This window comes from Marivita cryptomonadis (assembly GCF_002115725.1).
Lineage (GTDB): Bacteria > Pseudomonadota > Alphaproteobacteria > Rhodobacterales > Rhodobacteraceae > Marivita > Marivita cryptomonadis.
Window position 1 is genome coordinate 106,420 of record NZ_JFKD01000001.1, and the last position, 23,358, is coordinate 129,777.

20 protein-coding genes are annotated in these 23,358 nt (G+C 57.3%); 15 read left to right on the plus strand and 5 right to left on the minus strand.

Annotated features, from left to right (window positions below; translation table 11 throughout):
* Positions 1-2: 2 nt before the first annotated feature.
* Positions 3-569: a nucleotide exchange factor GrpE gene (locus tag MCRY_RS00500; RefSeq protein WP_085627505.1), complete on the plus strand. Its 567-nt coding sequence runs from the start codon at positions 3-5 to the stop codon at positions 567-569.
* Here the strand turns inward: MCRY_RS00500 and mutS are convergent.
* Positions 566-3,193, minus strand: a complete 2,628-nt coding sequence (gene mutS / locus MCRY_RS00505; RefSeq protein ID WP_085627506.1) for a DNA mismatch repair protein MutS — start codon at positions 3,191-3,193, stop codon at positions 566-568. The two genes, MCRY_RS00500 and mutS, sit on opposite strands and share 4 nt — an antisense overlap.
* Positions 3,194-3,308: 115 nt before the next feature.
* Here mutS and MCRY_RS00510 point away from each other — a divergent pair, with 115 nt between their 5' ends.
* Positions 3,309-5,564 carry an NADP-dependent malic enzyme gene (locus MCRY_RS00510; RefSeq protein ID WP_085627507.1) on the plus strand — a complete coding sequence of 752 codons (2,256 nt, stop codon included), beginning with the start codon at positions 3,309-3,311 and terminating at the stop codon, positions 5,562-5,564.
* Between the two features lie 3 nt (positions 5,565-5,567).
* On the plus strand, positions 5,568-6,443 hold the full coding sequence (locus MCRY_RS00515; protein ID WP_085627508.1) for a ribokinase: 876 nt from the start codon (positions 5,568-5,570) through the stop codon (positions 6,441-6,443).
* Here the strand turns inward: MCRY_RS00515 and msrA are convergent.
* The gene (gene msrA / locus MCRY_RS00520) at positions 6,440-7,102 is read right to left on the minus strand and encodes a peptide-methionine (S)-S-oxide reductase MsrA (RefSeq protein WP_085627509.1); all 663 of its coding nucleotides are present in this window, start codon (positions 7,100-7,102) and stop codon (positions 6,440-6,442) included. The genes MCRY_RS00515 and msrA overlap by 4 nt on opposite strands.
* 160 nt (positions 7,103-7,262) lie before the next feature.
* On the opposite strand from msrA, the gene MCRY_RS00525 reads away from it, so the two are divergent.
* Together MCRY_RS00525 and MCRY_RS00530 are read left to right on the plus strand one after the other, a co-directional pair.
* Positions 7,263-7,994: a sulfotransferase-like domain-containing protein gene (locus tag MCRY_RS00525; RefSeq protein WP_085627510.1), complete on the plus strand. Its 732-nt coding sequence runs from the start codon at positions 7,263-7,265 to the stop codon at positions 7,992-7,994.
* 66 nt (positions 7,995-8,060) lie between these two features.
* A complete protein-coding gene (locus MCRY_RS00530; RefSeq protein WP_085627511.1) occupies positions 8,061-8,474 on the plus strand; it encodes a DUF7282 domain-containing protein in 414 nt (137 codons plus the stop codon).
* Positions 8,475-8,529: 55 nt separating this feature from the next.
* On the opposite strand, the gene MCRY_RS00535 is transcribed toward MCRY_RS00530, so the two are convergent.
* A complete protein-coding gene (locus MCRY_RS00535; RefSeq protein WP_085627512.1) occupies positions 8,530-9,753 on the minus strand; it encodes an argininosuccinate synthase in 1,224 nt (407 codons plus the stop codon).
* Between the two features lie 93 nt (positions 9,754-9,846).
* Between MCRY_RS00535 and MCRY_RS00540 the strand changes: the two genes are divergently transcribed.
* From MCRY_RS00540 to MCRY_RS00550, 3 genes are read left to right on the plus strand one after another with little or no spacing between them, the layout of a single operon-like run.
* On the plus strand, positions 9,847-10,608 hold the full coding sequence (locus MCRY_RS00540; RefSeq protein WP_244897865.1) for a hypothetical protein: 762 nt from the start codon (positions 9,847-9,849) through the stop codon (positions 10,606-10,608).
* A 38-nt stretch (positions 10,609-10,646) separates the two neighbouring features.
* Entirely contained in the window at positions 10,647-11,873 is a 1,227-nt protein-coding gene (gene ilvA, locus MCRY_RS00545) for a threonine ammonia-lyase IlvA (protein ID WP_085627513.1), read from the plus strand.
* Positions 11,873-12,685, plus strand: coding sequence for an SDR family NAD(P)-dependent oxidoreductase (locus MCRY_RS00550; RefSeq protein ID WP_085627514.1), 813 nt, complete (start codon positions 11,873-11,875; stop codon positions 12,683-12,685). The genes ilvA and MCRY_RS00550 overlap by 1 nt, the downstream gene beginning before the upstream one ends.
* Here MCRY_RS00550 and MCRY_RS00555 read toward each other — a convergent pair.
* Positions 12,682-13,014, minus strand: a complete 333-nt coding sequence (locus MCRY_RS00555) for an Hpt domain-containing protein (protein ID WP_085627515.1) — start codon at positions 13,012-13,014, stop codon at positions 12,682-12,684. The two genes, MCRY_RS00550 and MCRY_RS00555, sit on opposite strands and share 4 nt — an antisense overlap.
* A gap of 151 nt (positions 13,015-13,165) precedes the next feature.
* Between MCRY_RS00555 and MCRY_RS00560 the strand changes: the two genes are divergently transcribed.
* Positions 13,166-14,431 carry a PP2C family protein-serine/threonine phosphatase gene (locus tag MCRY_RS00560; RefSeq protein WP_085627751.1) on the plus strand — a complete coding sequence of 422 codons (1,266 nt, stop codon included), beginning with the start codon at positions 13,166-13,168 and terminating at the stop codon, positions 14,429-14,431.
* Here the strand turns inward: MCRY_RS00560 and MCRY_RS00565 are convergent.
* A complete protein-coding gene (locus MCRY_RS00565) occupies positions 14,399-14,863 on the minus strand; it encodes an NUDIX domain-containing protein (RefSeq protein ID WP_085627516.1) in 465 nt (154 codons plus the stop codon). The genes MCRY_RS00560 and MCRY_RS00565 overlap by 33 nt on opposite strands.
* Before the next feature lie 86 nt (positions 14,864-14,949).
* On the opposite strand from MCRY_RS00565, the gene hslO reads away from it, so the two are divergent.
* The 6 genes from hslO to MCRY_RS00595 all read left to right on the plus strand — a co-directional run bounded on the left by hslO (position 14,950) and on the right by MCRY_RS00595 (position 23,338).
* Complete coding sequence (gene hslO, locus MCRY_RS00570; protein WP_085627517.1) at positions 14,950-15,939, plus strand: Hsp33 family molecular chaperone HslO; 990 nt, start codon at positions 14,950-14,952, stop codon at positions 15,937-15,939.
* Positions 15,932-16,528: a CoA pyrophosphatase gene (locus tag MCRY_RS00575; RefSeq protein WP_244897867.1), complete on the plus strand. Its 597-nt coding sequence runs from the start codon at positions 15,932-15,934 to the stop codon at positions 16,526-16,528. Before hslO ends, MCRY_RS00575 begins: the two co-directional genes overlap by 8 nt.
* Complete coding sequence (locus tag MCRY_RS00580) at positions 16,525-17,670, plus strand: CCA tRNA nucleotidyltransferase (RefSeq protein ID WP_085627519.1); 1,146 nt, start codon at positions 16,525-16,527, stop codon at positions 17,668-17,670. Before MCRY_RS00575 ends, MCRY_RS00580 begins: the two co-directional genes overlap by 4 nt.
* Positions 17,671-17,811: 141 nt before the next feature.
* Positions 17,812-19,656 (plus strand): ABC transporter ATP-binding protein, encoded by a 1,845-nt coding sequence (locus MCRY_RS00585; RefSeq protein WP_085627520.1) that lies wholly within the window; start codon positions 17,812-17,814, stop codon positions 19,654-19,656.
* Positions 19,656-21,512 (plus strand): ABC transporter ATP-binding protein, encoded by a 1,857-nt coding sequence (locus MCRY_RS00590; RefSeq protein ID WP_085627521.1) that lies wholly within the window; start codon positions 19,656-19,658, stop codon positions 21,510-21,512. Before MCRY_RS00585 ends, MCRY_RS00590 begins: the two co-directional genes overlap by 1 nt.
* Complete coding sequence (locus MCRY_RS00595; RefSeq protein ID WP_085627522.1) at positions 21,509-23,338, plus strand: ABC transporter ATP-binding protein; 1,830 nt, start codon at positions 21,509-21,511, stop codon at positions 23,336-23,338. Before MCRY_RS00590 ends, MCRY_RS00595 begins: the two co-directional genes overlap by 4 nt.
* Positions 23,339-23,358 lie beyond the last annotated feature (20 nt).

The following is a 23,358-nucleotide window of genomic DNA, read 5'->3' on the forward strand; positions in this document are numbered from 1 at the left end:
AAATGGCCGAAACGGATCACACGAAGGATTTTCTCGACAGCCTGGCCGAGGCCGAGGCAGAGGAAAACGAAGCTCTTGAAGAAGAGATCAGCAATGAAGACGCTGATCTGGATTCTTTGCGTGCCGAGCGGGATGATCTGAAAGACAAGTTCATGCGCGCGTTGGCGGAAGCCGAAAATGCGCGTAAGCGCTCGGATAAAGATCGCCGCGAAGCACAACAGTATGGTGGGTCACGCTTGGCGCGCGACCTCCTGCCGGTTTATGACAATTTGCAGCGTGCACTTGCTTCCATTCCAGAAGAGCAACGCGAGGCGTCCAAAGCCTTTATCGAAGGTGTCGAGCTGACAATGCGTGAATTGCTCAATGTCTTTAGCAAGCACGGCGTTACCGCGATCAAGCCTGAAGTGGGTGACAAGTTCGATCCTCAGATGCACGAAGCGATGTTCGAGGCACCGGTACCGGGTACAATCGCAGGCGAGATCATTCAGGTCTCGACCGAGGGCTTCATGCTGTATGATCGTCTGCTGCGTCCGGCGCAGGTTGGCGTAAGCTCGATGCCGAAGTCCTAATCGTCTTTCAGCAACGATTTCAGACTATACAGAGCCTGTAACGCCTCCATCGGCGTCATTTCATCGGGGTGCAGATCTTTGATCTGTGCCTCGATCTTGCTTTCGGTCGCGGGCTTTGTTGGCTGCGGGGTGTTTGCGACAGCCGAGAACAGCGGAAGATCGTCGATCAACGCCTTAGGCGAGGTTTTCTCGCGTTCCCCTTTTTCCAGCGCGTCCAGAACTGACCGTGCACGGGTGATAACCGCTGGTGGCAGACCGGCAAGTTGGGCAACCTGAACGCCGTAAGACCGATCTGCGGCGCCTTCGCGTACCTCGTGCAGAAAGATCACCTCGCCCTCCCATTCGCGCACCGCGACTGTTGCGTTCTTGACGCCGTCCAGACTGTTCGCGAGCGCGGTTAGTTCGTGGTAATGCGTGGCAAAGAGCGCGCGGACTTTATTAACGGATTGCAGATGCTCTAACGTGGCCCAAGCGATGGATAGGCCATCATACGTTGCCGTTCCCCGACCAATCTCATCCAGGATAACCAAAGCGCGGTCGTCGGCCTGGTTCAGGATAGCGGCAGTTTCGACCATTTCCACCATAAAGGTCGACCGACCACGCGCCAGATCGTCGGACGCGCCAACCCGGCTGAAGATTTGACTGACCAGTCCGATATGCGCCGATTTTGCAGGAACGTACGACCCAATTTGCGCCAGAAGAGCAATCAATGCGTTCTGGCGCAGGTATGTCGATTTACCGGCCATGTTCGGACCAGTCAAAAGTGAGATTGCCGCGCTGTTGCTCTGGGCCGACAAGTCACAATCGTTGGCAACAAACCCTGTTTCGCCTTGCGCCCTGAGCGACCGCTCAACCACTGGATGACGTCCGCCCTCAATCTCGAAGCTGCGGCTTTCATCAACCTTAGGGCGGCACCAATCCAGATCGCTGGCTAGATCAGCAAGCGCTGTTGCGAGGTCAAGTTCAGCCAGACCCGTTGCAAGGGCATTCAGTGCTGGCTGTTGGTCTAAAATTGCGCGACTTAGGGTGGAGTAGAGCCGCTTTTCAATCTCGATCGCCTCACCGCCGGCGTTCATGATGCGGCGTTCGAGTTCGGACAATTCCACGGTAGTGAATCTGATTTGGTTCGCGGTCGTCTGTCGATGGATGAAGGTTTCATTCAGCGGTGGGGCCATCATCTTTTGCGCGTGGGTCGAGGTGGTTTCGATGAAGTACCCCAGCACGTTGTTGTGTTTGATCTTCAGCGACGACACGCCCGCCATGTCGGAATATTGTGCCTGAAGGCCTGCGATTACACCGCGGCCTTCATCTCGGAGCTTTCGCGCCTCGTCCAAAGCCGCATCATAGCCCGGGGCGATAAACCCTCCATCTCGGGCCAATAGCGGTGGCTCAGCGATCAATGCCTCGTCCAGAAGTGCGATCAAGGCGTCGTGGCCTTTGCAGGCTCTAACCGCATCACTGAGCATGTCTGGCAGGTTATATGTCTCCAACGCACCTGAAATTGTCTCTGATTGCGCCAGAGCATTGCGGATTGCCGCCATGTCTCGGGGCCCGCCGCGCTCAAGCCCAAGGCGCGAAAGCGCGCGATCCAGGTCAGGAACACGTTTGAGCGCATCGCGAACTTGCCGGGCCAACATCGGATCAGAGATCGCCCACGTAATCGCCTCTTGCCGGTTGCGGATCACCGTCAGGTCGCGCGATGGCGTGGACAGTCGCCGTTCTAAAAGGCGCGCGCCGCTTGCGGTGGCCGTTCGGTCAATGACGGACAAAAGCGATCCGGCACGACCGCCCTGCAGGGAGTGGGTCAATTCTAGGTTCCGACGCGTGGCGGCGTCGATATGCATCGAATTACCAAGCTTTTCCTGCTGTGGCGTTCGGAGCAAAGGCAGACGGCCTTTTTGTGTCAGATCCAGATATTCGATTAGCGCGCCCATGGCTGATAGTTCAACGCGCGAGAACTGGCCGTAAGCGTCAAGCGATGACACACCGAATTGTTGTGTCAGGCGGGTGTGCGCGCCTGTTGAGTCAAAGCTTGATTTGCTGAGCCATGTTGGGTCCAGCCCTAGATCGTCGAGGACGTTGGCAATTACGGTTTCCGTGCCTTCGGCCATCAGGATCTCGGCTGGAGAGAGTTGTGCCAGTTCGGGACCCACGCGGGCCAATGACAGCGGCAAAACATGGAGCGCACCGGTCGAGATGTCGGTCCAAGCCAGCGCCCATTCGTCTCTGACACAGGCCAATGCGGCCAAAAAGTTGTGACGCCGCGCCTCAAGCAACGTTTCCTCGGTCAGCGTTCCGGGTGTGACAAGGCGCACCACATCACGGTTGACGACGGACTTCGATCCCCGCTTTTTTGCCTCGGCCGGGCTTTCCATTTGTTCGCAAACCGCGACGCGAAACCCTTTTCGTATCAGCGTGAGCAAGTACCCTTCGGCAGCATGAACGGGCACACCGCACATCGGGATGTCGTCACCGTCATGTTTCCCGCGTTTGGTAAGCGCGATGTCCAGCGCCTCGGATGCAGCTGCAGCATCGTCAAAGAACAATTCGTAAAAATCACCCATGCGATAGAACAACAAAGCGTCCGCATACTGGGATTTTATTTCCAGATATTGCGCCATCATGGGTGTGACGGGTGATTTATTCGCGTTCACAAGCTTCCCCTCGGTGCTATGGCGTGACATTAAGACGACCGACCCGGGTGGAAAACCCGATTTTGACGTATGAGGCCTCTGACGCATGTCCAACCCGAAATACACCCGCGAAGAAGCGCTTGCCTTCCACCTTGAGCCGACCCCCGGCAAATGGGAGGTGCAGGCCACCGTCCCCATGACCACACAGCGCGATCTGTCGCTGGCCTATTCCCCGGGTGTGGCCGTGCCCTGTGAAGACATCGCGAAAGACCCCGGTCTGGCATATGACTACACCAATAAGGGCAACCTCGTCGCGGTGATTTCGAACGGGACGGCGGTTCTGGGTCTGGGCAATCTTGGCGCGCTTGGATCGAAGCCGGTGATGGAGGGCAAAGCTGTTCTGTTCAAACGCTTTGCCGACGTGAATTCCATCGACATTGAGCTGGATACCGAAGACCCCGACGAATTCTGCAAAGCGGTGCGTCTAATGGGGCCAACCTTTGGTGGCATCAACCTTGAGGACATCAAGGCGCCGGAATGCTTCATCATCGAACAGCGCCTCAAGGAAGAGATGGATATCCCCGTCTTTCACGACGACCAACACGGGACGGCGGTGATCTGTGCGGCGGGGCTGCTGAACGCGCTGCATATTTCGGGTAAAAAAATCGAAGATGTGAAAATCGTCCTGAACGGGGCAGGCGCGGCGGGCATTGCCTGTATCGAACTGCTCAAGCGGATGGGTGCGCGGCATGACAACTGTATCGTCGCGGATACCAAGGGTGTGATCTACCAAGGCCGTACCGAAGGCATGAACCAGTGGAAATCGGCGCATGCGGTCAAAACTGACGCGCGTTCACTGGAAGAGGCGATGGTCGGCGCGGATGTGTTCCTTGGGGTGAGCGTGAAGGGTGCGGTCACGCAGGACATGGTTCGGTCGATGGCTGATAACCCGGTTATCTTTGCGATGGCTAATCCCGATCCTGAGATCACGCCTGAAGAGGCGCACGAAGTGCGGATGGATGCCATCGTGGCCACTGGGCGCAGCGACTATCCGAACCAGGTGAACAACGTGCTCGGTTTCCCGTACCTGTTCCGGGGCGCATTGGACATTCATGCGCGGGCGATCAATGACGAAATGAAGATTGCCTGTGCGCAGGCCTTGGCCGATTTGGCGCGCGAGGATGTACCGGATGAGGTGGCGCTGGCCTATGGCAAAAGCCTGACATTTGGCCGCGATTACATCATTCCCACGCCCTTCGATCCGAGACTGATACACCGCATTCCGCCCGCAGTGGCGAAGGCGGGTATGGACACGGGTGCTGCGCGGCGGCCGATCATTGATCTTGTTGCGTATGAGGAATCTCTCAAATCGCGGATGGATCCGACGGCAAGCATCTTGCGCGGGATCAATGCACGGGCGCGCAAGGCGCAGGCGCGAATGATTTTTGCCGAAGGCGACGATCCACGCGTGTTGCGTGCTGCGGTCATGTACCAACGGTCAGGGTTCGGAAAAGCCTTGGTTGTGGGGCGTGAGGCGGATGTGAAGGCCAAGCTGGAAGAGGCCGGATTGGGCGATGCGGTACGCGAGATTGAAGTGGTGAACGCGGCCAACACGCAGCATCTCAGCCGGTACAAAGATGTGCTGTACGGACGCCTTCAGCGTAAAGGGTATGACCATCAGGACATTCACCGCCTTGCGGCGCGGGATCGGCATGTCTTTGGCGCGCTGATGTTGCAGCAGGGGCATGGTGATGCGCTTGTCACCGGGGCGACGCGGAAATCGGCTCATGTGATGGAGCTGATCAACCACGTGTTCGACGCAGACGCATCGCATGGTGCGGCGGGTGTTACGGCGCTTTTGGTCAAGGGTCGGATTGTGCTGATGGCGGATACGCTTGTGCATGAATGGCCAGATGAGGAAGACCTTGCCAATATCGCAGAGCGTGCCGCTGAGGTTGCGCGTCTGATCGGGCTTGAGCCGCGTGTCGCGTTTGTGTCGTTCTCGACCTTTGGCTACCCGGTGTCAGAACGTGCCGAAAAGATGCACATCGCGCCGCGTGTTCTGGACCGACGCGGTGTGAACTTCGAATACGAAGGAGAAATGACCGTCGATGTGGCGCTGAACCGGAATGCGCAGAAGTTCTATCCGTTCCAGCGTCTGACCGGCCCTGCGAACATTCTTGTGGTGCCTGCACGCCATTCCGCATCCATTTCGGTTAAGCTGATGCAGGAAATGGCCGGGGCGACGGTGATCGGTCCCATTTTGGCAGGTGTCGACAAGTCGATCCAGATCTGCTCGACCTCCATGACGGCGGGCGACATTCTGAACATGGCTGTTCTGGCAGCGTGCAAGGGGCGGTAAACCATGGCCGTTTTTAACCTTGGTTCGATCAATGCGGATCTGTTTTATCAGGTGCCGCATCTGCTTGCGCCCGGTGAAACACTGGCCTCAACGCAACACAGTCGTGGGTTGGGTGGCAAGGGGGCGAACATGTCGGTCGCCATTGCCCGTGCCGCCGCACGGGCCGTGCATATCGGCGCGGTTGGGGCCGACGGGCGATGGGCGGTCGAGAGATTGTTGGAATACGGCGTCGATACCCGGAATATTGTGGAACTGGATGTGCCAACTGGCCATGCGGTGATCATGGTCGACGATCACGGCGAAAACGCCATTTTGTTGTTTCCGGGTGCCAATCGGGCCTTAACAGAGAAACATATTGCCTCAGCGCTTATGGCCGCAACCGAAGCAGACACGTTCGTATTCCAGAACGAAACCTCTGCCCAGATCGAGGGCGCAACGCTGGCCTCTGCCAAGGGAATGCGGGTGGTCTACGCAGCAGCCCCCTTTGATGCGCAGGCGGTCGAGGCAGTTTTGCCGATGTTGGACATCCTTGTGATGAACGCAGTTGAGGCGCAGCAATTGACAGATGCGCTGGGCATGACGTTGGGCGCGCTTCCGGTGCGCGATGTGATTGTGACGTTGGGTGGTGAAGGTTGCCGGTGGATCAACACGGATGCCGGTACAGACCAGACGTTTCCAGCCATTCCCGTCACCCCGGTCGACACGACGGGCGCGGGCGACACCTTTACAGGGTTCTTGGTTGCTGGACTTGATCGCGGATTACCGATGGAGCAGGCAATTTCATTGGGTCAGCAGGCGGGCGCGATCATGGTCACGCGCCACGGAACGGCCGACGTGATTCCCGATCTGAAAGATATCGAAGACGCCCGGTTTTCTTAATTGCCGATAAACGGCGCGTCGCTGCCCCAAAGCTGTTCGATTCGGGCGTCGCGTCCACAGCCTTGGCGGTAGCGTTTGTATGCCTCTTTCTGCGGGATCGCGCCGAACCGTGTCAGCACACGATTGGTGCCTTTGTAGTAATCTTGATGGTAATCCTCGGCATCGTAGAAGGCTTTTGCGTCTAGGATTGGCGTGACGATCTTGCGGCCCAACGCGGCTTGTGCGCTGGCTTTGGCCTTTTCCGCAGCGGCACGTTCGGCCGAGTTAGAGACGAATATAGCTGTGGCATAGCTTTGTCCCCGGTCGCAGAATTGGCCACCGGCATCCGTTGGGTCGATGGACCTGAAGAACAGATCGTAAAGCTGCGTGCGGTCAACAGTGCCACTGTCATAGGTGATTTTCACCGCTTCAAAATGGCCAGTGCCGCCGCGTGTAACTTCTTTGTAGGTCGGGTTCGCCACTGTGCCACCGGTGTAGCCAGACACCGCTTCCTTGACGCCGCGCACCCGTTCGAAATCGGCTTCGACGCACCAGAAGCAGCCGCCGGCGACAACAATCTGGCGAGTCTCACCCGCGCTTGCGTTACTGGTTTGCAGGAACACCCCGGCAAGGATGGCGAGTGTAAGGGCAATCGGGTGAGTGCGGCGAAGTGGGCGCATAGGAACCTCCAAAAATCTGAAATCAAACTGCGATGAAAGGCACGGAGGGTGCAATTTTTGTCTTGGGATCTCACTCGAAGGTGAAATGGAGTTACCGCTTGCGCGACGGCTCTGACGCGATACCGTCCGGGCAAAATTAACCTATCAAGGGGCTTGGACGATGAAGGTGGCGATGTGGTCTGGACCCCGCAATCTGTCGACTGCGATGATGTATTCTTTCGCGCAACGCGCCGATTTCGCAGTTTTGGATGAACCTTTCTACGGACCGTATCTTCGATTGACGGGGTTAGATCATCCAATGCGCAGCGAGGTTCTTGGTGATCGTAGAAAAGATGCCATTGAGGTGGAACAGTCCCTGATGGATCCTGTTCCAGACGGCAAGCCGCACGCGTATCACAAGCATATGTGCCAACACATGATCGACGGAATCCCCCGTAGCTTCATGGCGGAGTGTGTGAACGTCTTTCTGATTCGTCATCCGGCGCGTGTGGTTGCGAGCTTTGCCAAAGGCTATCCCGACCTGACGGCGGACGATATCGGCTTTGATGCTCAGGCTGAACTATTTGATCACGTTCGATCGCTTGGTCAAACGCCTGTCGTGATCGACAGCGCCGACATCCGCGATGATCCTGAAGGCATGCTGCGGGGGTTGTGTGAAACAATTGGGTTGGAGTTCGATCCCGCGATGTTGTCATGGCCCGTGGGACCAAAGCCTTATGACGGGGTTTGGGCGCCGCATTGGTACACGTCGCTTCATGCAACAACTGGATTTGCCGGTCCCGAGGGGCCATTGCCCGACCTGAATGGGCATTTGGCAGAATTGGTAGCGCGGACAATGCCCGCATATCGCGCGTTAGAAACCAAAAAAATTTCGCAAAGCATGAAACTCTGAACGGTTGGTGTCCGTGGCTGTTGGTGTCCGCGGGGGTCAAAGCCCGCACCAAACAGGAGACTGACCATGAAATTTGCACTCTCGACCACAATTTTCGCACTGTCCGCAACCGCGCTGATGGCGGCTGGCCATTCGTTGGCACCGTCCGTTGACGCGATGGATCAAGATGTGTCCGGCGGCACCGTGACCGCGTCCAGTGTTGTCGCCCCGGCCAATGGCTGGCTGGTCGTGCACCGCACCGACGCCGAGATGAAGCCTGGACCGGTTGTGGGTTATGCCGCGCTTAAGGAAGGCGAGAACATGGATGTTGCCGCGATTCTTCAGGAAGAGGTCGCGTCGGGTGACATGCTCATGTTGATGGTTCACGGCGAAGATGGCGGCATGTCTACTGGCGTGTTCGAATACACGCTGGGCGCCAAGGAAGACGGCCCGATCCGGGTAGACGAAAAGCTGGTGATGACGGTCGTTACAGCCAACTGAGATACGAAAAAGGCCCGCCAGTTTGGCGGGCCTTTTAGCTTGAACAGAGATTGTTTTACTTCAAACGACGGTTCCGCGCCGCCAGCAATTTCAGCCGCAGCGCGTTAAGCTGGATGAAGCCTTGCGCGTCTTTCTGGTCGTAGGCGCCCGCGTCTTCCTCAAACGTTACATGCGCTTCGGAATAGAGCGAATGGTCCGACCAGCGGGCAACCGTGTTGCACGATCCTTTGTAGAGTTTCACGCGAACTGTGCCGGTGACATGCTCTTGGCTCTTGTCGATCAGGGCTTGCAGCATTTCGCGTTCCGGGCTGAACCAGAAGCCATTGTAGATCAGCTCTGCATACCGCGGCATGATCGAATCTTTCAGGTGGCCCGCGCCGGAATCAAGTGTGATCTGTTCGATCCCACGATGCGCCTCGAGCAGAACGGTGCCGCCGGGTGTCTCATAAATGCCGCGCGACTTCATTCCGACAAATCGGTTTTCCACGAGGTCCAGACGGCCCACTCCGTGTTTGCCACCCAGTTCGTTCAGCTTTGTCAGGATCGTGGCCGGGCTCATCGCCTCGCCATTGATCGCAACGGCATCGCCTTTTTCAAAGGTGATCTCGACCATTTCTGGCGTGTCCGGTGCATCTTCGGGGTGCACGGTGCGCTGGTAGACGTAATCGGGTGCTTCCTGCGCCGGGTCTTCGAGAACTTTGCCCTCGGACGAGGTGTGCAGCAGGTTCGCATCAACCGAAAACGGCGCTTCGCCGCGTTTGTCCTTGGCGATCGGGATTTGGTTCTGTTCAGCAAAGGCCAACAGTTTGGTTCGCGAGGACAAATCCCATTCGCGCCAAGGTGCGATCACCTTGATGTCGGGGTTGAGCGCATAGGCCGCCAGTTCGAAGCGGACCTGGTCGTTGCCTTTGCCGGTCGCACCGTGGGACACGGCGTCGGCCCCGGTTTCGGCGGCGATTTCGACCAAACGCTTGGAAATCAGCGGACGCGCGATCGAGGTGCCAAGTAGGTACAGGCCTTCATACAACGCATTGGCGCGGAACATCGGGAACACGAAATCGCGGACAAATTCTTCGCGCACGTCTTCGATGTAGATGTTCTCGGGCTTGATCCCAAGCATGACCGCCTTTTCGCGAGCCGGTTCCAGTTCTTCGCCCTGGCCTAGGTCAGCGGTGAAGGTCACGACTTCGCAACCATACTCCGTTTGCAGCCATTTCAGAATGATCGAGGTATCGAGGCCACCGGAATAGGCCAGCACAACTTTTTTGGGCGCAGACATGGGTTTTCCTTTAACGGGTTTGCCGGGGCGATTACTTGTTTTTATGCGCAGGGGCAAGAAGTGGCCTGAGAACAAGGCAAAGGAGACAGGACAGTGGGTGCGATAACAGGTTGGCAGATTTTCAAACATTCGTTCAATCTTGTGATGGCCAATCTTGAACAAGCCTTCCGTCTTTCGCTGGTCCTGTACCTCATTCAGAGCGCGTACACCGTCTACAGTTTTCTTAACCCGCCGCAGATGATGGATCTCGAAGGCACGCAAGTTCCGATCATGTCTCCGGAAACGATCTTTCCAACGATTGTGCTGGGTCTTCTCGCGGTGATTGCCAGCCTGTGGATCGCCGTTGCTTGGCACCGATTTGCGCTGACCGGAGAAAGCACTTCTGGCTGGCTGCCGCAGTTTCACGGATCTGCCGTCATGGGATATCTAGGGCGATCGATCCTGATTGGCGTGCTTGTGGTTCTTGGGGTGATGGTTCTGTCAATTCCAATTGGCATCATCTCAATTGGATTGCCGGGGCTTGCGGGGATCATGTCGCTGATTCTGATTGGCGCGGCGGCCTATTTGTTTTTCCGACTTGGCATCATGCTGCCTGCCGCAGCGTTGGGAGAAAAACTGACGCTTGGCGAAACATGGGACGTCACCAAGGGGCGCAGCAGCATAATTCTGGTGCTTGCGCTGATCGTTGTCGGAGCGAGCGTGATCATCCAGTTGCCGTCATGGTTCAACGACAACCCGTCGTCGATCATCAACGTGGTTTATTCGCTTGTCGTCAACTGGTTTGCGACGATCATCGGGATTTCGGTTCTGACCACGCTCTATGGGCATTTTGTCGAAAACCGCCCCATTGACTGACTCCGTGTGCCCATGTGCTATTGCCCCGAGGGGGATGTATGACTGATTTTGCCCAATCCGCGCGTAATGCGACCCAAGCCATGCGCGAGGTGTTTCCGCAAACGCCGCTGTTGCGCAATGCGCATCTGTCCGAACAGTATGACGCGGATATTTATCTGAAGCGCGAGGACCTGTCTCCGGTGCGCAGCTACAAACTGCGCGGCGCGTTCAATGCGATGCGCAAGCGGCCCGAGGCAGAGCTGTTCGTTTGCGCCAGCGCAGGCAATCATGCGCAGGGCGTGGCCTATATGTGCAAACATTTCGGCAAAACCGGCGTGATTTTCATGCCGGTGACGACGCCACAGCAGAAGATCCAGAAAACTGCGATGTTCGGGGGAGACAGCATCGAGATCCGCCTTACGGGGGACTATTTCGACGACACTCTGGCCGCCGCGCAGGCGTTTTGCGTCGAAGCGGGTGGGCATTTTCTGTCACCGTTTGACGATGATGACGTGATCGAAGGGCAGGCGAGTGTTGCGGTCGAGGTCACTGAGCAATTGGGCAAAATGCCTGATCATATCGTGCTACCGGTCGGTGGCGGCGGATTGTCAGCGGGGATGCTCAGCTATCTCGGGACGGACTGCCAATACACGTTTGTTGAACCTGCGGGTGGCGCTTGTCTGCGCGCCGCTTTGGAGGCGGGCAAACCTGTGCGCTTGGATCATGTGAATACCTTTGCTGACGGTGCTGCGGTGGGGCAGATCGGGCAAAAGACCTTTGCGCGTCTGAACGGGATCGGCTTGGCGAACACGCTGACGATCAGGGAGGATAGGCTGTGTACGACAATCCTAGAGATGTTGAATGTCGAAGGGATTGTTCTGGAACCTGCAGGCGCTTTGTCGGTGGATGCGTTGCAAGATCTGGGTCAGTCGATCAGGGGGCGCACGGTTGTTTGTGTGACCACCGGCGGCAATTTCGATTTCGAGCGTCTGCCAGAAGTCAAAGAGCGGGCGCAGAAATACCTTGGGCTCAAGAAGTACTTTATTCTGCGGCTGCCGCAGCGGCCCGGCGCCCTTAAGGACTTCCTGAATTTTCTTGGTCCTGAAGACGATATTGCGCGGTTTGAGTATCTCAAGAAGTCGGCGCGCAATTATGGCTCTGTCCTGATCGGGATCGAGACACGCAACGCTGCAAACTTTGACAAGCTGTTTGCGCAGTTGAATGCGGCTGGTTTCACCTACCAAGACATCACCGACGACGACCTGCTGTCGCAATTTGTGATCTGATGAAGTTCGACGGCGCAACGGCGATTGTCACCGGCGCCGGGCAGGGCATCGGGGCGGCATTGGCGCGTGCCCTTGCAGCTCGGGGCGTTCGGGTTCTTGTCTCTGATCTGTCGCAGGATTTGGCGATCCGGATTGCCGATGAGATTGGGGGTGTTCCGCATGACGGAGACCTTTGCGACCCAACCGTGATTGCAGCAATGATCGACTTGGCCAATGCAAAGTTTGGCAAGGTCGACATGCTGTTTTCCAATGCTGGTTTTGCGCTGGGCGAACCCGATGGGCCGACATCGTGCCCGGATTCGCATTGGCAGAAAAGCTGGGATTTGCATGTCATGGCGCATTTGCGAGCGTCGCGACTGCTTGTTCCCCAAATGGTTTCGCGTGGGTCCGGTGTTCTGGTCAATGTCGCCTCTGCAGCAGGCGTGTTGTCCCAAATCGGAGATGCCGCGTATTCCGCCACGAAACATGCAGCGGTCAGCCTTGCGCAGTCATTGGCGATCGAACACGGGGCCGACGGTGTTCACGTCGCGGTTGTTTGTCCGCTTTATGTGGCCACGCCTTTGTTGGGGTATGATGATCCCGCTACGATACGTGCACCGGGTGTAATCAGTGCTGAAGACGTCGCTGATTCAACATTGACGGGTGTTGCCGAAGGTCGGTTCATGATCTTTCCCCATCCGGATGCCCAAACCTTTTTCGCGCAGCGCGCAGCCGACACCGACCGCTGGATGTCGGGGATGACGCGGCTTAGGGCGCGTGTATTGGAGCAGACAGATGGAACTGATCCGGCGGTTATTCACCGATTCATCTAGGACGCAAACCGCTGGGCAAATTCTGTTTCGAACAGTTGGCGGGATTGCGCATAGATTTGTTTCATGGACTGGACATCCATATCGCAATCGCCGTTGGTGACCGAAATTTCCGCTGCGCTGCATGTTTCTGCGAGGTTGGCAAATCCGAGATTGAGTGCCGAGCCTTTCAGGAAGTGCATCAACTCCTGCATCTGGTGTGCATCATTCCGCGCCGAAGGCAGCCGTGACAGCGTGTCTTCAACTTCCATCAAGAACAGTTCTGCCACTTCAGAAAAGTCTTCGGGGCCGATTTCATCGCGCAGTTCGGCAACGCGTGTCCAGTCAATCATGGGAACCTCCATCACTGGTTTGGCGTAGCAAGCAAAGATGAAGAAACTGCAACAGTGGGCAGACGACACGAAACTGGTGGGGTTTCATACCATCTTAACACTTGGCGCCTAACAGAAGCACGGGGGCCGGCGTTTGGGTTGGTGAATGGTTATGTTTCAAGACGCAAAATTTGCGTTCCCCGATGTGCAAGATGGTCATCTGTGTCGTGTATTGGTTGTTGATGACAGTCGCGTGCAGCGCCGGATCCTCACCCTTATGCTGGAACGCTGGGGGTATATCGTCGCCGAAGCCGAAGATGCGGAATGCGCACTTGATTTGTGCGAGGTGTTTCAGCCCGACTTCATCATTTCTGACTGGGTGATGCCCGGAATGAGCGGGCCCGAGTTCTGCGCTGCCTTTCGGGCCAAACCGCGCGCGTCCTATGGCTATTTCATCCTGCTGACATCGAAGTCTGAAAAAGCGGCTGTCACCACCGGGCTTGAATCAGGTGCGGATGACTTTCTGACCAAGCCGGTCAATGGTGATGAATTGCGGGCCCGGATCAACGCCGGTGCGCGTATTCTTTCGATGGAGCAAGAACTTCGGTCAAAGAACAGCGTGATCGCCGAAACACTGGCCGAACTGCAATCAGTGCATGCGGTTATCGATAAGGATCTTCAGCAGGCGCGCGTCTTGCAGCAGTCATTGATGCCGGTGCGCTCGGCCTGTTTTGGGCAAAGTCGGGTCAGCCTTTTGTTACGATCCTGCGGCCATGTCGGCGGTGATCTTGCGGGGATGTTCTCGGTTCCCAGCGGCGATTTCGGCCTCTTCAGTCTCGATGTTTCGGGGCATGGCATCACATCTGCGATGATGACGGCGCGGGTTGCCGGGCATCTGAGCGCCGAACATCTTGACGAAAACCTTGCTTTGAAACGGGAGGATGATGGTTTCGACTTCCTTCCACCGCACCAAATGGCAGAGCGGTTGAACGCGCGTATGGTTTGGCAAAAAGGTGTCTCGGAATATCTGACGCTTGCCTATGTTCATGTGTCTCAGACCAATGGTTTGGCGCGGTTCGTTCAGGCCGGTCATCCGCCGCCGCTTTTGTTGCGCAAATCCGGCGGGGCCGAATTCATTGGGTTGGGTGGTTTGCCGATTGGCCTGATCGATGATGCTCGGTTTGAAGAACACAAGATTGCGCTTTCGCCGGGTGATCGACTTTTGCTTTACACGGATGGTTTTACCGAGGCGGAGCTACCTGATGGAACCATGTTGGACAACGACGGGCTTTTGGCGCTTGTGATGTCCATCCCCCCCGATCTGAAGGGACCGAAGTTTTTGGACGCACTTTACGATGCGCTGAAGGCAAAACTTGGTGATATGGCAGAGTTTGACGACGATATCTCAGCGGCGCTTCTGGAATACGGGGAGATGTGACGCAAAACGCGCTACAAAATCCCTGTCCCCGGAATTGGCCAATGTGGTCATCGCTTCAGCCACATCCATCCAAAGTGCAGTATGCCCCGGCTCGAGTGGATCGCCATATCGCATCACCGGAGCGGCCATGTAGATCAGACACAGCTTTTCGGCCCAGAGATCATATTCCGGCATGTAGGTGAACCGTCGATACGCTCCCAACCGCCGGGCGCGTGTGATGCGCCAGCCTGTTTCCTCGTAGACTTCGCGAATCAACGCCTGAACCGGGGATTCGCCGGGATCAACGCCTCCGCCAGGCAATTGGACCTCGGGCCCGGGTGCATCCTGACGGGTGAGCAAGAGACCATCTCCGTGGGGCAAAATGGCATATGCACCGGTGCGAAGCGTGTACGAGCGCCCGGATTCCGGTGCGTCGCCAAACCTGCGTATCATGTCATTCCCCTTCTGCCCCTTGGACCTGCCGGATCGTCCCTTATATAGTCCCGAACATGCCGGAGGGCGGCAAGCAAGGAAATTCCATGACACTCGGATCGAAAATCGCTTGGGACGACACTGTCCTGCCATTTCAACTTGACCGTTCGGACATCCGTGGCCGTGTGGCCCGTTTGGACGGGGTGTTGAGCGGTATTCTCAAGCAGCACAACTATCCCGCCCCGGTCGAGGCGTTGGTTGCCGAGATGGCATTGCTGACCGCGTTGATCGGGCAGACAATCAAGCTGCGTTGGAAGCTATCTTTGCAGATCCAGTCCAAGGGTGCGGTGCGCATGATCGCGACAGACTTTTATGCACCTGAGGCAGAAGGTGAGCCCGCGCGCATCCGCGCCTATGCCAGCTTTGATCCCGACCGGATTACAGACGGACCTGCGATGGAGCAGATCGGAGACGGGTATTTTGCGATCCTGATGGATCAGGGTAAGGGCATGCAGCCCTATCAGGGGATCACGCCGCTGACCGGCACAACCTTGTCCAGTTGTGCCGAAGCGTACTTTGCCCAATCTGAGCAGCTGCCAACGAAATTCTCGTTGAGTTTTGGCCAGTCCACCGAACCCGGTGTTCCGCAGCACTGGCGCGCGGGTGGGATCATGATCCAACACATGCCCAAGGCATCGCCGTTTGCCACCGATGGCGGGTCGGGAGAAGGCGGTCTGCTGCATGCCGACGATCTGTTGGATGAGGATGAGGGCGAACACTGGAACCGAGCGAACCTTCACTTGGCGACGGTCGAGGACATGGAGCTGATCGGACCATCCCTTCCGGCGACGGACCTCTTGTTCCGCCTCTTCCACGAAGAAGGTCCGCGCGTGTTCGATGCGTTGCCGGTGCGCTTTGGCTGCACCTGTTCCGAAGACCGTGTACGTCAAAGCCTGTCGATCTATTCGGCCAAGGACATCGCTACGATGACCACTGCAGAGGGTCGGGTAACTGCGGACTGCCAGTTCTGCGGGGCCCATTATGACCTCGACCCGGCGACCGTGGGGTTCGAGGCAAAAGAGGTGTCGGGTGAATGAGCGCTCGCGGCTTGAAGCGGCGCTGCAACAGAACAGTACAGCGTCGTCTGATTTCGATCTGAACCCCGACGTGGTTCTTCCGGTGGGGCGCAAATTGCGCCCCGCTGGTGTTTTGGTGCCCGTGATCGTAGGCGCTCAGGGCACCGAAGTTCTTCTCACCAAGCGATCGTCGCGGCTTAAACACCATCCCGGTCAGATCGCCTTTCCTGGTGGCAAACAAGACGAAGGCGATATCGATGTCATCGCCGCAGCGTTGCGCGAGGCTGAAGAAGAAGTGGGGCTGCCAAAGACCCATGTGGAGGTTCTTGGCACACTTCCGACCCATGAAACGGTAACGGGCTTTCTTGTGACGCCGGTGGTTGGCTGGATCGAACGCGGTTTCGATGAGTTGCCTGAACCCGGTGAGGTGGCCGAGGTGTTTCGTGTGCCTTTGGCCCACGTAACAGACGCTGAGCTTTATACCATTCAATCCCGGCGTTGGCGTGGCACACGTCGACACTACTACACCGTTCCGTTTGGCCCCTACTACATTTGGGGGGCGACAGCGCGTATCCTACGTGGGCTGGCCCAACGGATGGAGGCAGTATGAAGGTTACGGGCGACTGGTTAACAGCAGGTGGCACGCAGGCGGTCTTTGCCGCATTGCAAGCTGAAGGGCACAGCGCTTTTGCCGTTGGCGGGTGCGTGCGCAATGCGTTGATGGGTGTCGCTGTGACGGATGTGGACATCGCTACGGACGCGAACCCTGAAACCGTACAGGCGCTTGCAAAAGCGGCGGGTCTCAAATCCGTGCCGACAGGGATCGAGCACGGCACAATCACTGTTGTGGCCGAGGGAACCGGGTACGAGGTCACCACGTTTCGCGCCGATACCGAAACCGATGGGCGGCATGCGGTTGTCCGGTTCTCCACCGATATGAGGGAAGATGCGGCGCGGCGCGATTTTACCATGAATGCGCTGTATGCGGATGCTGCCGGTCAGGTGGTTGACCCCCTTGGGGGATTACCTGATCTCGAAGCGCGGAGGGTTCGGTTCATTGGTGAAGCGCAGGACCGGATTGCAGAAGACTACCTTCGTATTTTGCGGTTCTTCAGGTTCGCCGCATGGTATGGCGATCCCGACCTTGGCTTTGATGAAGACGCACTGGCAGCCATCGCGGACAGCCTTGACGGTTTAGCTGGCCTGTCGCGCGAGAGGATCGGCGCAGAGGTGATCAAGCTTTTGTCCGCGCCAGATCCGGCGCCTGCGGTCGGGTCAATGGAGCAGACCGGCGTTTTGCACGCTATTTTGCCCGGCAGCTCGACACGGGGATTGGCACCTCTTGTTCACCTTGAACAGACAAGTGCAGTGACCTCGGATGCGATCCGCAGGCTTGCCGGTCTTGGGGCGTTGGATAGCGACGGTTTGCGGTTGTCAAAAAAGCAGCAAAGGCGCCTTGAGCAGTATCAGAGTCTGATTTCGACGTCCGAGGGCCCCGCCGAACTGGGCTATCGGCATGGTGCTGACGTGGCTCGGGATGTTGTGTTGTTGCGTGCTGCGCTTTTTGAAATGCCGCTTGATGCAGATGCCTTGTCCGCTGCTGTGGTGGGATCACGGCAGAAATGCCCGGTCAAACCCGGAGACCTGATGCCTGACTATTCAGGTGCAGCGCTGGGCGAAAAACTGCGGGACATCGAAGACAAGTGGATCGAGTCGGGCTTCCGTCTGAGCAAATCCGATCTTCTGGCTTAGGCGGGTTTCCTCTACAAAAAACCCGCGCTAAGATTGCGATGTCATACGGACAATACCGAACATTGTTTTATCTGTCGCCATGGGCCTAACGCGCTTCAGCGTGGTGTCTGCCCGTCGCCTATTCCTTGAGGAGACCGTTCGGTGTTCCGCTTTTTCGAAAATCTCGTTGATCCATACGGTCCCTACGACGAAAAGGATACGCCTCCGTCGCGTCTTTTGCCGTTCATGTTGGACTATGCGCAGCCCTTCAAACGGATCTTTGTATACGCGACAATCATGTCAATCGTTGTTGCGTCTATCGAGATTGGCCTCATCTGGGCGATGGGTTGGGTGGTCGATATCCTTGCCGGAGATCCAACCGAGGTCTGGGATGCCTACGGTGGATGGCTTATTGCTTTGGCGGTGTTCATCTTGTTGATCCGGCCTGCGCTGCAGGCTTTGGATGTGCTATTGTTGAACAACACGATCCTGCCGAATTTCGGCACGCTGATCCGGTGGCGGGCCCACAAGCATGTACTGCGGCAATCCGTGGGTTGGTTTGAGAATGATTTTGCCGGGCGGATCGCGAACCGCATCATGCAGACGCCGCCAGCCGCCGGTGAAGCGGTCTTTCAGGTCTTCGATGCGATCACCTTTTCTCTGGCCTATGTGATCGGTGCGCTTGTTCTGTTGGGACAGGCTGACCCACGTTTGGCTATTCCTTTGGTTGGTTGGTTGTTCCTTTACGGGGCGTTGGTCATTTGGACGGTGAAACGGATTGGCCCCGCGTCTCAGGCTGCCTCTGATGCCCGGTCCGAGGTTACTGGTCGTGTCGTTGACAGCTACACGAACATCCATTCGGTCAAGATGTTTGCCCACAATGACACGGAACTGACGTATGCCAAGGACGCGATTGAGAACACGCGCCGTACGTTCCAGTACGAGATGCGGCTGTTCACCATCATGGACGTGGTGCTTGTTACTCTGAACGGCCTTCTGATCGTGGCCGTTGTCGGATGGGCTCTTTGGCTTTGGATGCAAGGGCAAGCCAGTGTCGGGGTGGTGGCTGCCGCCACCGCACTGACGCTGCGTCTGAACGCGATGACCGGTTGGATCATGTGGGCGCTGACCTCGTTCTTTCGCCAATTGGGGGTTGTGGCCGAAGGGATGGAAACCATTGCCCAGCCAATCACGTTGGTTGATCAGCCAAAAGCGAAGCCGCTTGATTTGAAAACAGGAAAAATAGAGATTCAGTCTCTATCACACCATTATGGGCGCGACACGGGTGGTCTTGACGCTATTGATCTGACCATCCAGCCGGGGGAAAAAGTAGGCCTTATCGGGCGATCCGGCGCAGGTAAGTCGACTTTGGTCAAGCTTCTGCTTCGGTTCTACGACATTGAGCGCGGTCGGATCGTCATTGATGGGCAGGACATCGCGGGCGTCACACAAGACAGTCTGCGGCATGCGATCGGTATGGTGCAGCAGGACAGTTCACTTTTGCACAGGTCCGTGCGGGACAATATTCTTTACGGTCGTCCCGATGCGACCGAGGCCGAGATGGTCGCCGCCGCCAAGCAAGCGCAGGCGCACGAGTTCATTCTCAACTTGCAAGATCCACAGGGGCGTGCGGGCTATGACGCGCAAGTCGGCGAACGTGGAGTCAAGCTTTCAGGCGGTCAGCGTCAGCGCGTGACACTGGCAAGGGTCATCCTGAAAAACGCGCCGATCTTGCTTTTGGACGAGGCGACCAGTGCGCTGGATTCCGAGGTGGAAGCGGTGATCCAGGACACGCTGTACGGGATGATGGAAGGCAAGACGGTAATCGCCATCGCGCACCGCCTGTCGACCATCGCGCATATGGATCGAATTCTGGTCATGGACCAAGGACGGATTGTCGAACAAGGCACCCATGACGCGCTTTTGGCGAAAGGCGGGCTATATGCCGGGTTCTGGGCGCGCCAATCTGGTGGATTCCTTGATCCCGATACAAAGGCGGCGGAATAATGCGGCAGTTCTACCAAAACCTGGTCTTACGGGCAGGCAATCAGATTGACCCCGATGCACCGGCATTGGGCATGCCACCGATTCAGCTTCGGGCGTTCATGGCGTGGTGTCTCCGAGGCGGCTGGCGTGTTGTGTGGCTGGGCATCGCTATTTCTGTCTTGGCGGGATTGACCGAAGTTGTGTCGATGCAGCTACTTGGGAATGTGGTGGATGCCGTGGCAACCACACCGTCTGAGTCGTTTCTGTCTGATCATGCCGGTTTGGTTGTTATTTGCATCTTTGTCCTCTTGGTTGCGCGGCCGTTGTTGTTCGGCGGTTTGGCTCTGACGCAGTCGGTGATGATTGGTCCGAATATCGGGATGCAGGTCATGGCTCGCATGTTCCGCTGGACGCTGGGCCAATCCGTCACCTTCTTTGACAATGATTTTGCCGGGCGTCTGGCACAAAAGAAGATGCAGGCATCGAACTCTTTGACTGAGATCGTCATCGAAACGGTCAACGCGGTCACCTTTGGTCTGGCCACGGTACTGGGCACGGCTTTTCTTGTCGGTGCGGTCAGTCCGTGGATGATCCTTGCTCTGGTGCTTTGGTTTGCCGTCTATTTGGCCTTCCTGCGTGTCATGTTGCCGATCATCCGTAGCCGCTCTGCGGCTCGGGCCGAGGCAAAAGCGCAAGTCACCGGGCAAGTGGTCGACACGATCAGCAACATCAAAACGGTCAAGCTGTTTGCCGGGGATCAGCACGAGGATGGCAAGGCGCTTGGCGCAATGGAGCATTTGCGCAGAACAGCCTTGCGGTTTGGCGAAGCTCAGACCCTGTTCCGCCTCGGATTGATGTTTATCGCTGGCGCGCTCCCGGTTGTGTTGGTGGGTATGGCCATCGCAATGCGCAGCACCGGCAACGTGACCCCCGGCGACATTGCGGCGGTGGGGGCAGTTGGAATTCGTCTGTCTCAAATGACGGGCTGGATCAGCTACACGATCATGGTGATCTACAGCCATGTGGGCGAAGTTGAGGACGGGATGAATACCTTGGCTCCGGCGCAACGTATCGAGGACGCACAGGGCGCATCGGATCTTGTGGTTACCGATGGGCGTATCCAGTTCGACAGCGTGACATTCGCCTATGGCCAACGCGAAGGCGGGATCGACAATGTGACATTGGACATTGCGGCAGGTGAAAAACTTGCCGTTGTCGGTGCGTCAGGTGCAGGGAAATCGACCCTCGTGTCACTGTTGTTGCGGCTCTATGACACCGAAAAAGGCCGAATCACGATTGATGGTCAGGATCTGTCGCAGGTGACGCAGGACAGCTTGCGACAGCAGATCGGTATGGTCACGCAGGAAACGGCGATGTTCAATCGGTCTGCGCTCGACAACATCCGTTATGGCCGACCGTCCGCCACAGAGGCCGAGGTCATCCGCGCTGCTGAAAAGGCCGAAGCGCATGAGTTCATTCTGAGCCTTGAGGACAATCGTGGTCGCACTGGCTACGCTGTTCATCTGGGCGAGCGGGGCGTGAAGCTGTCCGGGGGACAGCGGCAGCGTATCGCTCTGGCGCGTGCCATTCTCAAGGACGCTCCGATCCTCGTGCTGGATGAGGCGACAAGTGCGCTTGATTCCGAGGTTGAAGCGCAGATTCAGTCGGCGTTGGAGCACGTGATGGAGGGCAAGACAGTGTTGGCCATCGCGCACCGTCTGTCGACGATTGCGAGCATGGACCGGATCATTGTCATGGATGCCGGGAGTATTGCCGAAGTCGGCACGCATGATGCGCTCTTGGCCAAAGATGGGCTTTATGCGCGCTACTGGGATCGGCAATCGGGCGGGTTCATTGGCGCACAGGCGGCGGAATGAACCTTGTCGCGCGTCTGATCCGCCCGTTCGACCCGGCAGAAGGCCCACCGCCACAGGCGATCCTCCCCTTCATGCGCTGGGCACTTCGGGGTGCTGAGCGCGCCATCCTGCTTGCCTTTGCCGTGACGTTTGTCACCGGCATATCTGAGCTTGTGGCGGCGCGGTTTACTGGCTGGGTGATCGACCAGACGGCGGTCGTTGAGCAGGGCGCGTTCTGGGAAACCTTCTGGCCTGTGGTCATTGTGGGAGTGGCGTTCTTTCTTGTGATTCGCCCGCTGATCTTTGTCATGGATGCCGGGGTGACCAGCATTCTGTTGGGGCCGAACCTGTACCCAATGGTCCTTGCCCGTTTGAACCAGCACACGCTGGGCCATTCGATGCAGTTTTTCGAAAACGATTTCGCCGGGCGTTTGAGCCAGAAAGCGCTTCAGACCGCGCGGGCGCTGACTGATCTGGTGATCGAAGTATCCGATGTCGTGGTCTATTCGGTCGCGATGTTCATCGGAGCTTTCATTCTGATGTTGATGATCGACGCGCGGTTATTGCTGGTGTTTGTCGTTTGGGCTGTCTTTTACGCAGCTGCATTGCGGTATTTCATCCCCCGCGTTCAAAAGCGCTCCAAAGCGCGGGCCGGAGCAAGAACTCAAGTCACCGGGCAGGTCGTGGACATTTATTCCAACATCGCCGCGGTCAAACTTTTTGCCCGTGATGCGGATGAAGACAGCGCAACCCGTGCCGCCTTGGATGCTTATCGGGATCGGTCGCTTGAGTTTGGAACTTTGTCGGCTGTCTTTCGAATGGTCCTGATGACGTTAGGTGGCGTCTTGCCGCTTTTTGCCATTCTTGGCGCCTTGTGGCTGTGGAGTGCGGGCAGCGCGACTGCTGGCGATATCGCGATGACCGCGATGATCACAACTCGTCTGTCTATGCTGACCAACCGTCTGGGGCGGGTCGCCATGTCGATCTTTACCAATATCGGCGAGGTTGAGGACGGGATCGGTACGCTGACACCCGAGCATGGAATCACCGATCGCCCAAACGCGCAGAGCATTGTTCCCCAAGGTGCAATTCGCTTCGACGCCGTGTCCTTTGGCTATGGACGCGCGACGCAAGCCCTGACCGATTTTGATCTCACGATAAGCGAGGGTGAGAGAGTAGCCCTTGTTGGCGCGTCGGGTGCCGGGAAATCCACGGTCGTGTCGTTGCTATTGCGGCTCTATGACGTGGAAAAGGGGCGCATCACTCTGGGCGGGACGGATATTCGTGACGTGACACAGATTGCTCTTCGCACGGATATCTCGGTCGTGCGTCAGGAAACGTCGATGTTCAACCGCTCCGCCATGGAAAATATCCGATATGGCAGGCCCGAGGCCTCGGAAGAAGAGGTGTTCGAGGCGGCACGTCGCGCATCTGCGCATTCATTCATTCTGGGCCTGACTGATCACCGGGGCCGCACCGGCTATGCCGCGCATCTGGGCGAACGGGGGGTCAAGCTGTCAGGTGGTCAAAGACAGCGAATCGCGTTGGCACGCGCCATTCTCAAGGACGCTCCGATCCTTGTGCTGGACGAGGCGACAAGTGCTTTGGATTCCGAGGTCGAAGCCGAGATTCAGTCAGCGCTCGAACAGGTGATGCAGGGCAAGACCGTATTGGCGATTGCTCACCGCCTGTCGACCATCGCCAGCATGGACCGGATTGTCGTGATGGATGACGGGGGGATCGTCGAAGTGGGCACACATGACGCGCTTTTGGCGAAAGGCGGGCTCTATGCCCGGTACTGGGATCGGCAATCCGGTGGGTTTATCGGGACCGAGGCTGCCGAATAGCCCTCGACCAATGGCATTGG

Excerpts from the sequence above, each read along its gene's own strand:
- mutS (WP_085627506.1), bottom strand. The coding sequence starts at position 3,193 with ATGATGGCGCAATATCTGGAAATAAAATCCCAGTATGCGGACGCTTTG.
- MCRY_RS00510 (WP_085627507.1), top strand. The coding sequence starts at position 3,309 with ATGTCCAACCCGAAATACACCCGCGAAGAAGCGCTTGCCTTCCACCTT.
- MCRY_RS00560 (WP_085627751.1), top strand. The coding sequence starts at position 13,166 with ATGTTTCAAGACGCAAAATTTGCGTTCCCCGATGTGCAAGATGGTCAT.
- MCRY_RS00500 (WP_085627505.1), top strand. The coding sequence starts at position 3 with ATGGCCGAAACGGATCACACGAAGGATTTTCTCGACAGCCTGGCCGAG.
- MCRY_RS00590 (WP_085627521.1), top strand. The coding sequence starts at position 19,656 with ATGCGGCAGTTCTACCAAAACCTGGTCTTACGGGCAGGCAATCAGATT.
- ilvA (WP_085627513.1), top strand. The coding sequence starts at position 10,647 with ATGACTGATTTTGCCCAATCCGCGCGTAATGCGACCCAAGCCATGCGC.
- MCRY_RS00595 (WP_085627522.1), top strand. The coding sequence starts at position 21,509 with ATGAACCTTGTCGCGCGTCTGATCCGCCCGTTCGACCCGGCAGAAGGC.
- MCRY_RS00515 (WP_085627508.1), top strand. The coding sequence starts at position 5,568 with ATGGCCGTTTTTAACCTTGGTTCGATCAATGCGGATCTGTTTTATCAG.
- MCRY_RS00530 (WP_085627511.1), top strand. The coding sequence starts at position 8,061 with ATGAAATTTGCACTCTCGACCACAATTTTCGCACTGTCCGCAACCGCG.
- msrA (WP_085627509.1), bottom strand. The coding sequence starts at position 7,102 with ATGCGCCCACTTCGCCGCACTCACCCGATTGCCCTTACACTCGCCATC.
- MCRY_RS00535 (WP_085627512.1), bottom strand. The coding sequence starts at position 9,753 with ATGTCTGCGCCCAAAAAAGTTGTGCTGGCCTATTCCGGTGGCCTCGAT.
- MCRY_RS00565 (WP_085627516.1), bottom strand. The coding sequence starts at position 14,863 with ATGATACGCAGGTTTGGCGACGCACCGGAATCCGGGCGCTCGTACACG.
- MCRY_RS00550 (WP_085627514.1), top strand. The coding sequence starts at position 11,873 with ATGAAGTTCGACGGCGCAACGGCGATTGTCACCGGCGCCGGGCAGGGC.
- MCRY_RS00525 (WP_085627510.1), top strand. The coding sequence starts at position 7,263 with ATGAAGGTGGCGATGTGGTCTGGACCCCGCAATCTGTCGACTGCGATG.
- hslO (WP_085627517.1), top strand. The coding sequence starts at position 14,950 with ATGACACTCGGATCGAAAATCGCTTGGGACGACACTGTCCTGCCATTT.
- MCRY_RS00555 (WP_085627515.1), bottom strand. The coding sequence starts at position 13,014 with ATGATTGACTGGACACGCGTTGCCGAACTGCGCGATGAAATCGGCCCC.
- MCRY_RS00580 (WP_085627519.1), top strand. The coding sequence starts at position 16,525 with ATGAAGGTTACGGGCGACTGGTTAACAGCAGGTGGCACGCAGGCGGTC.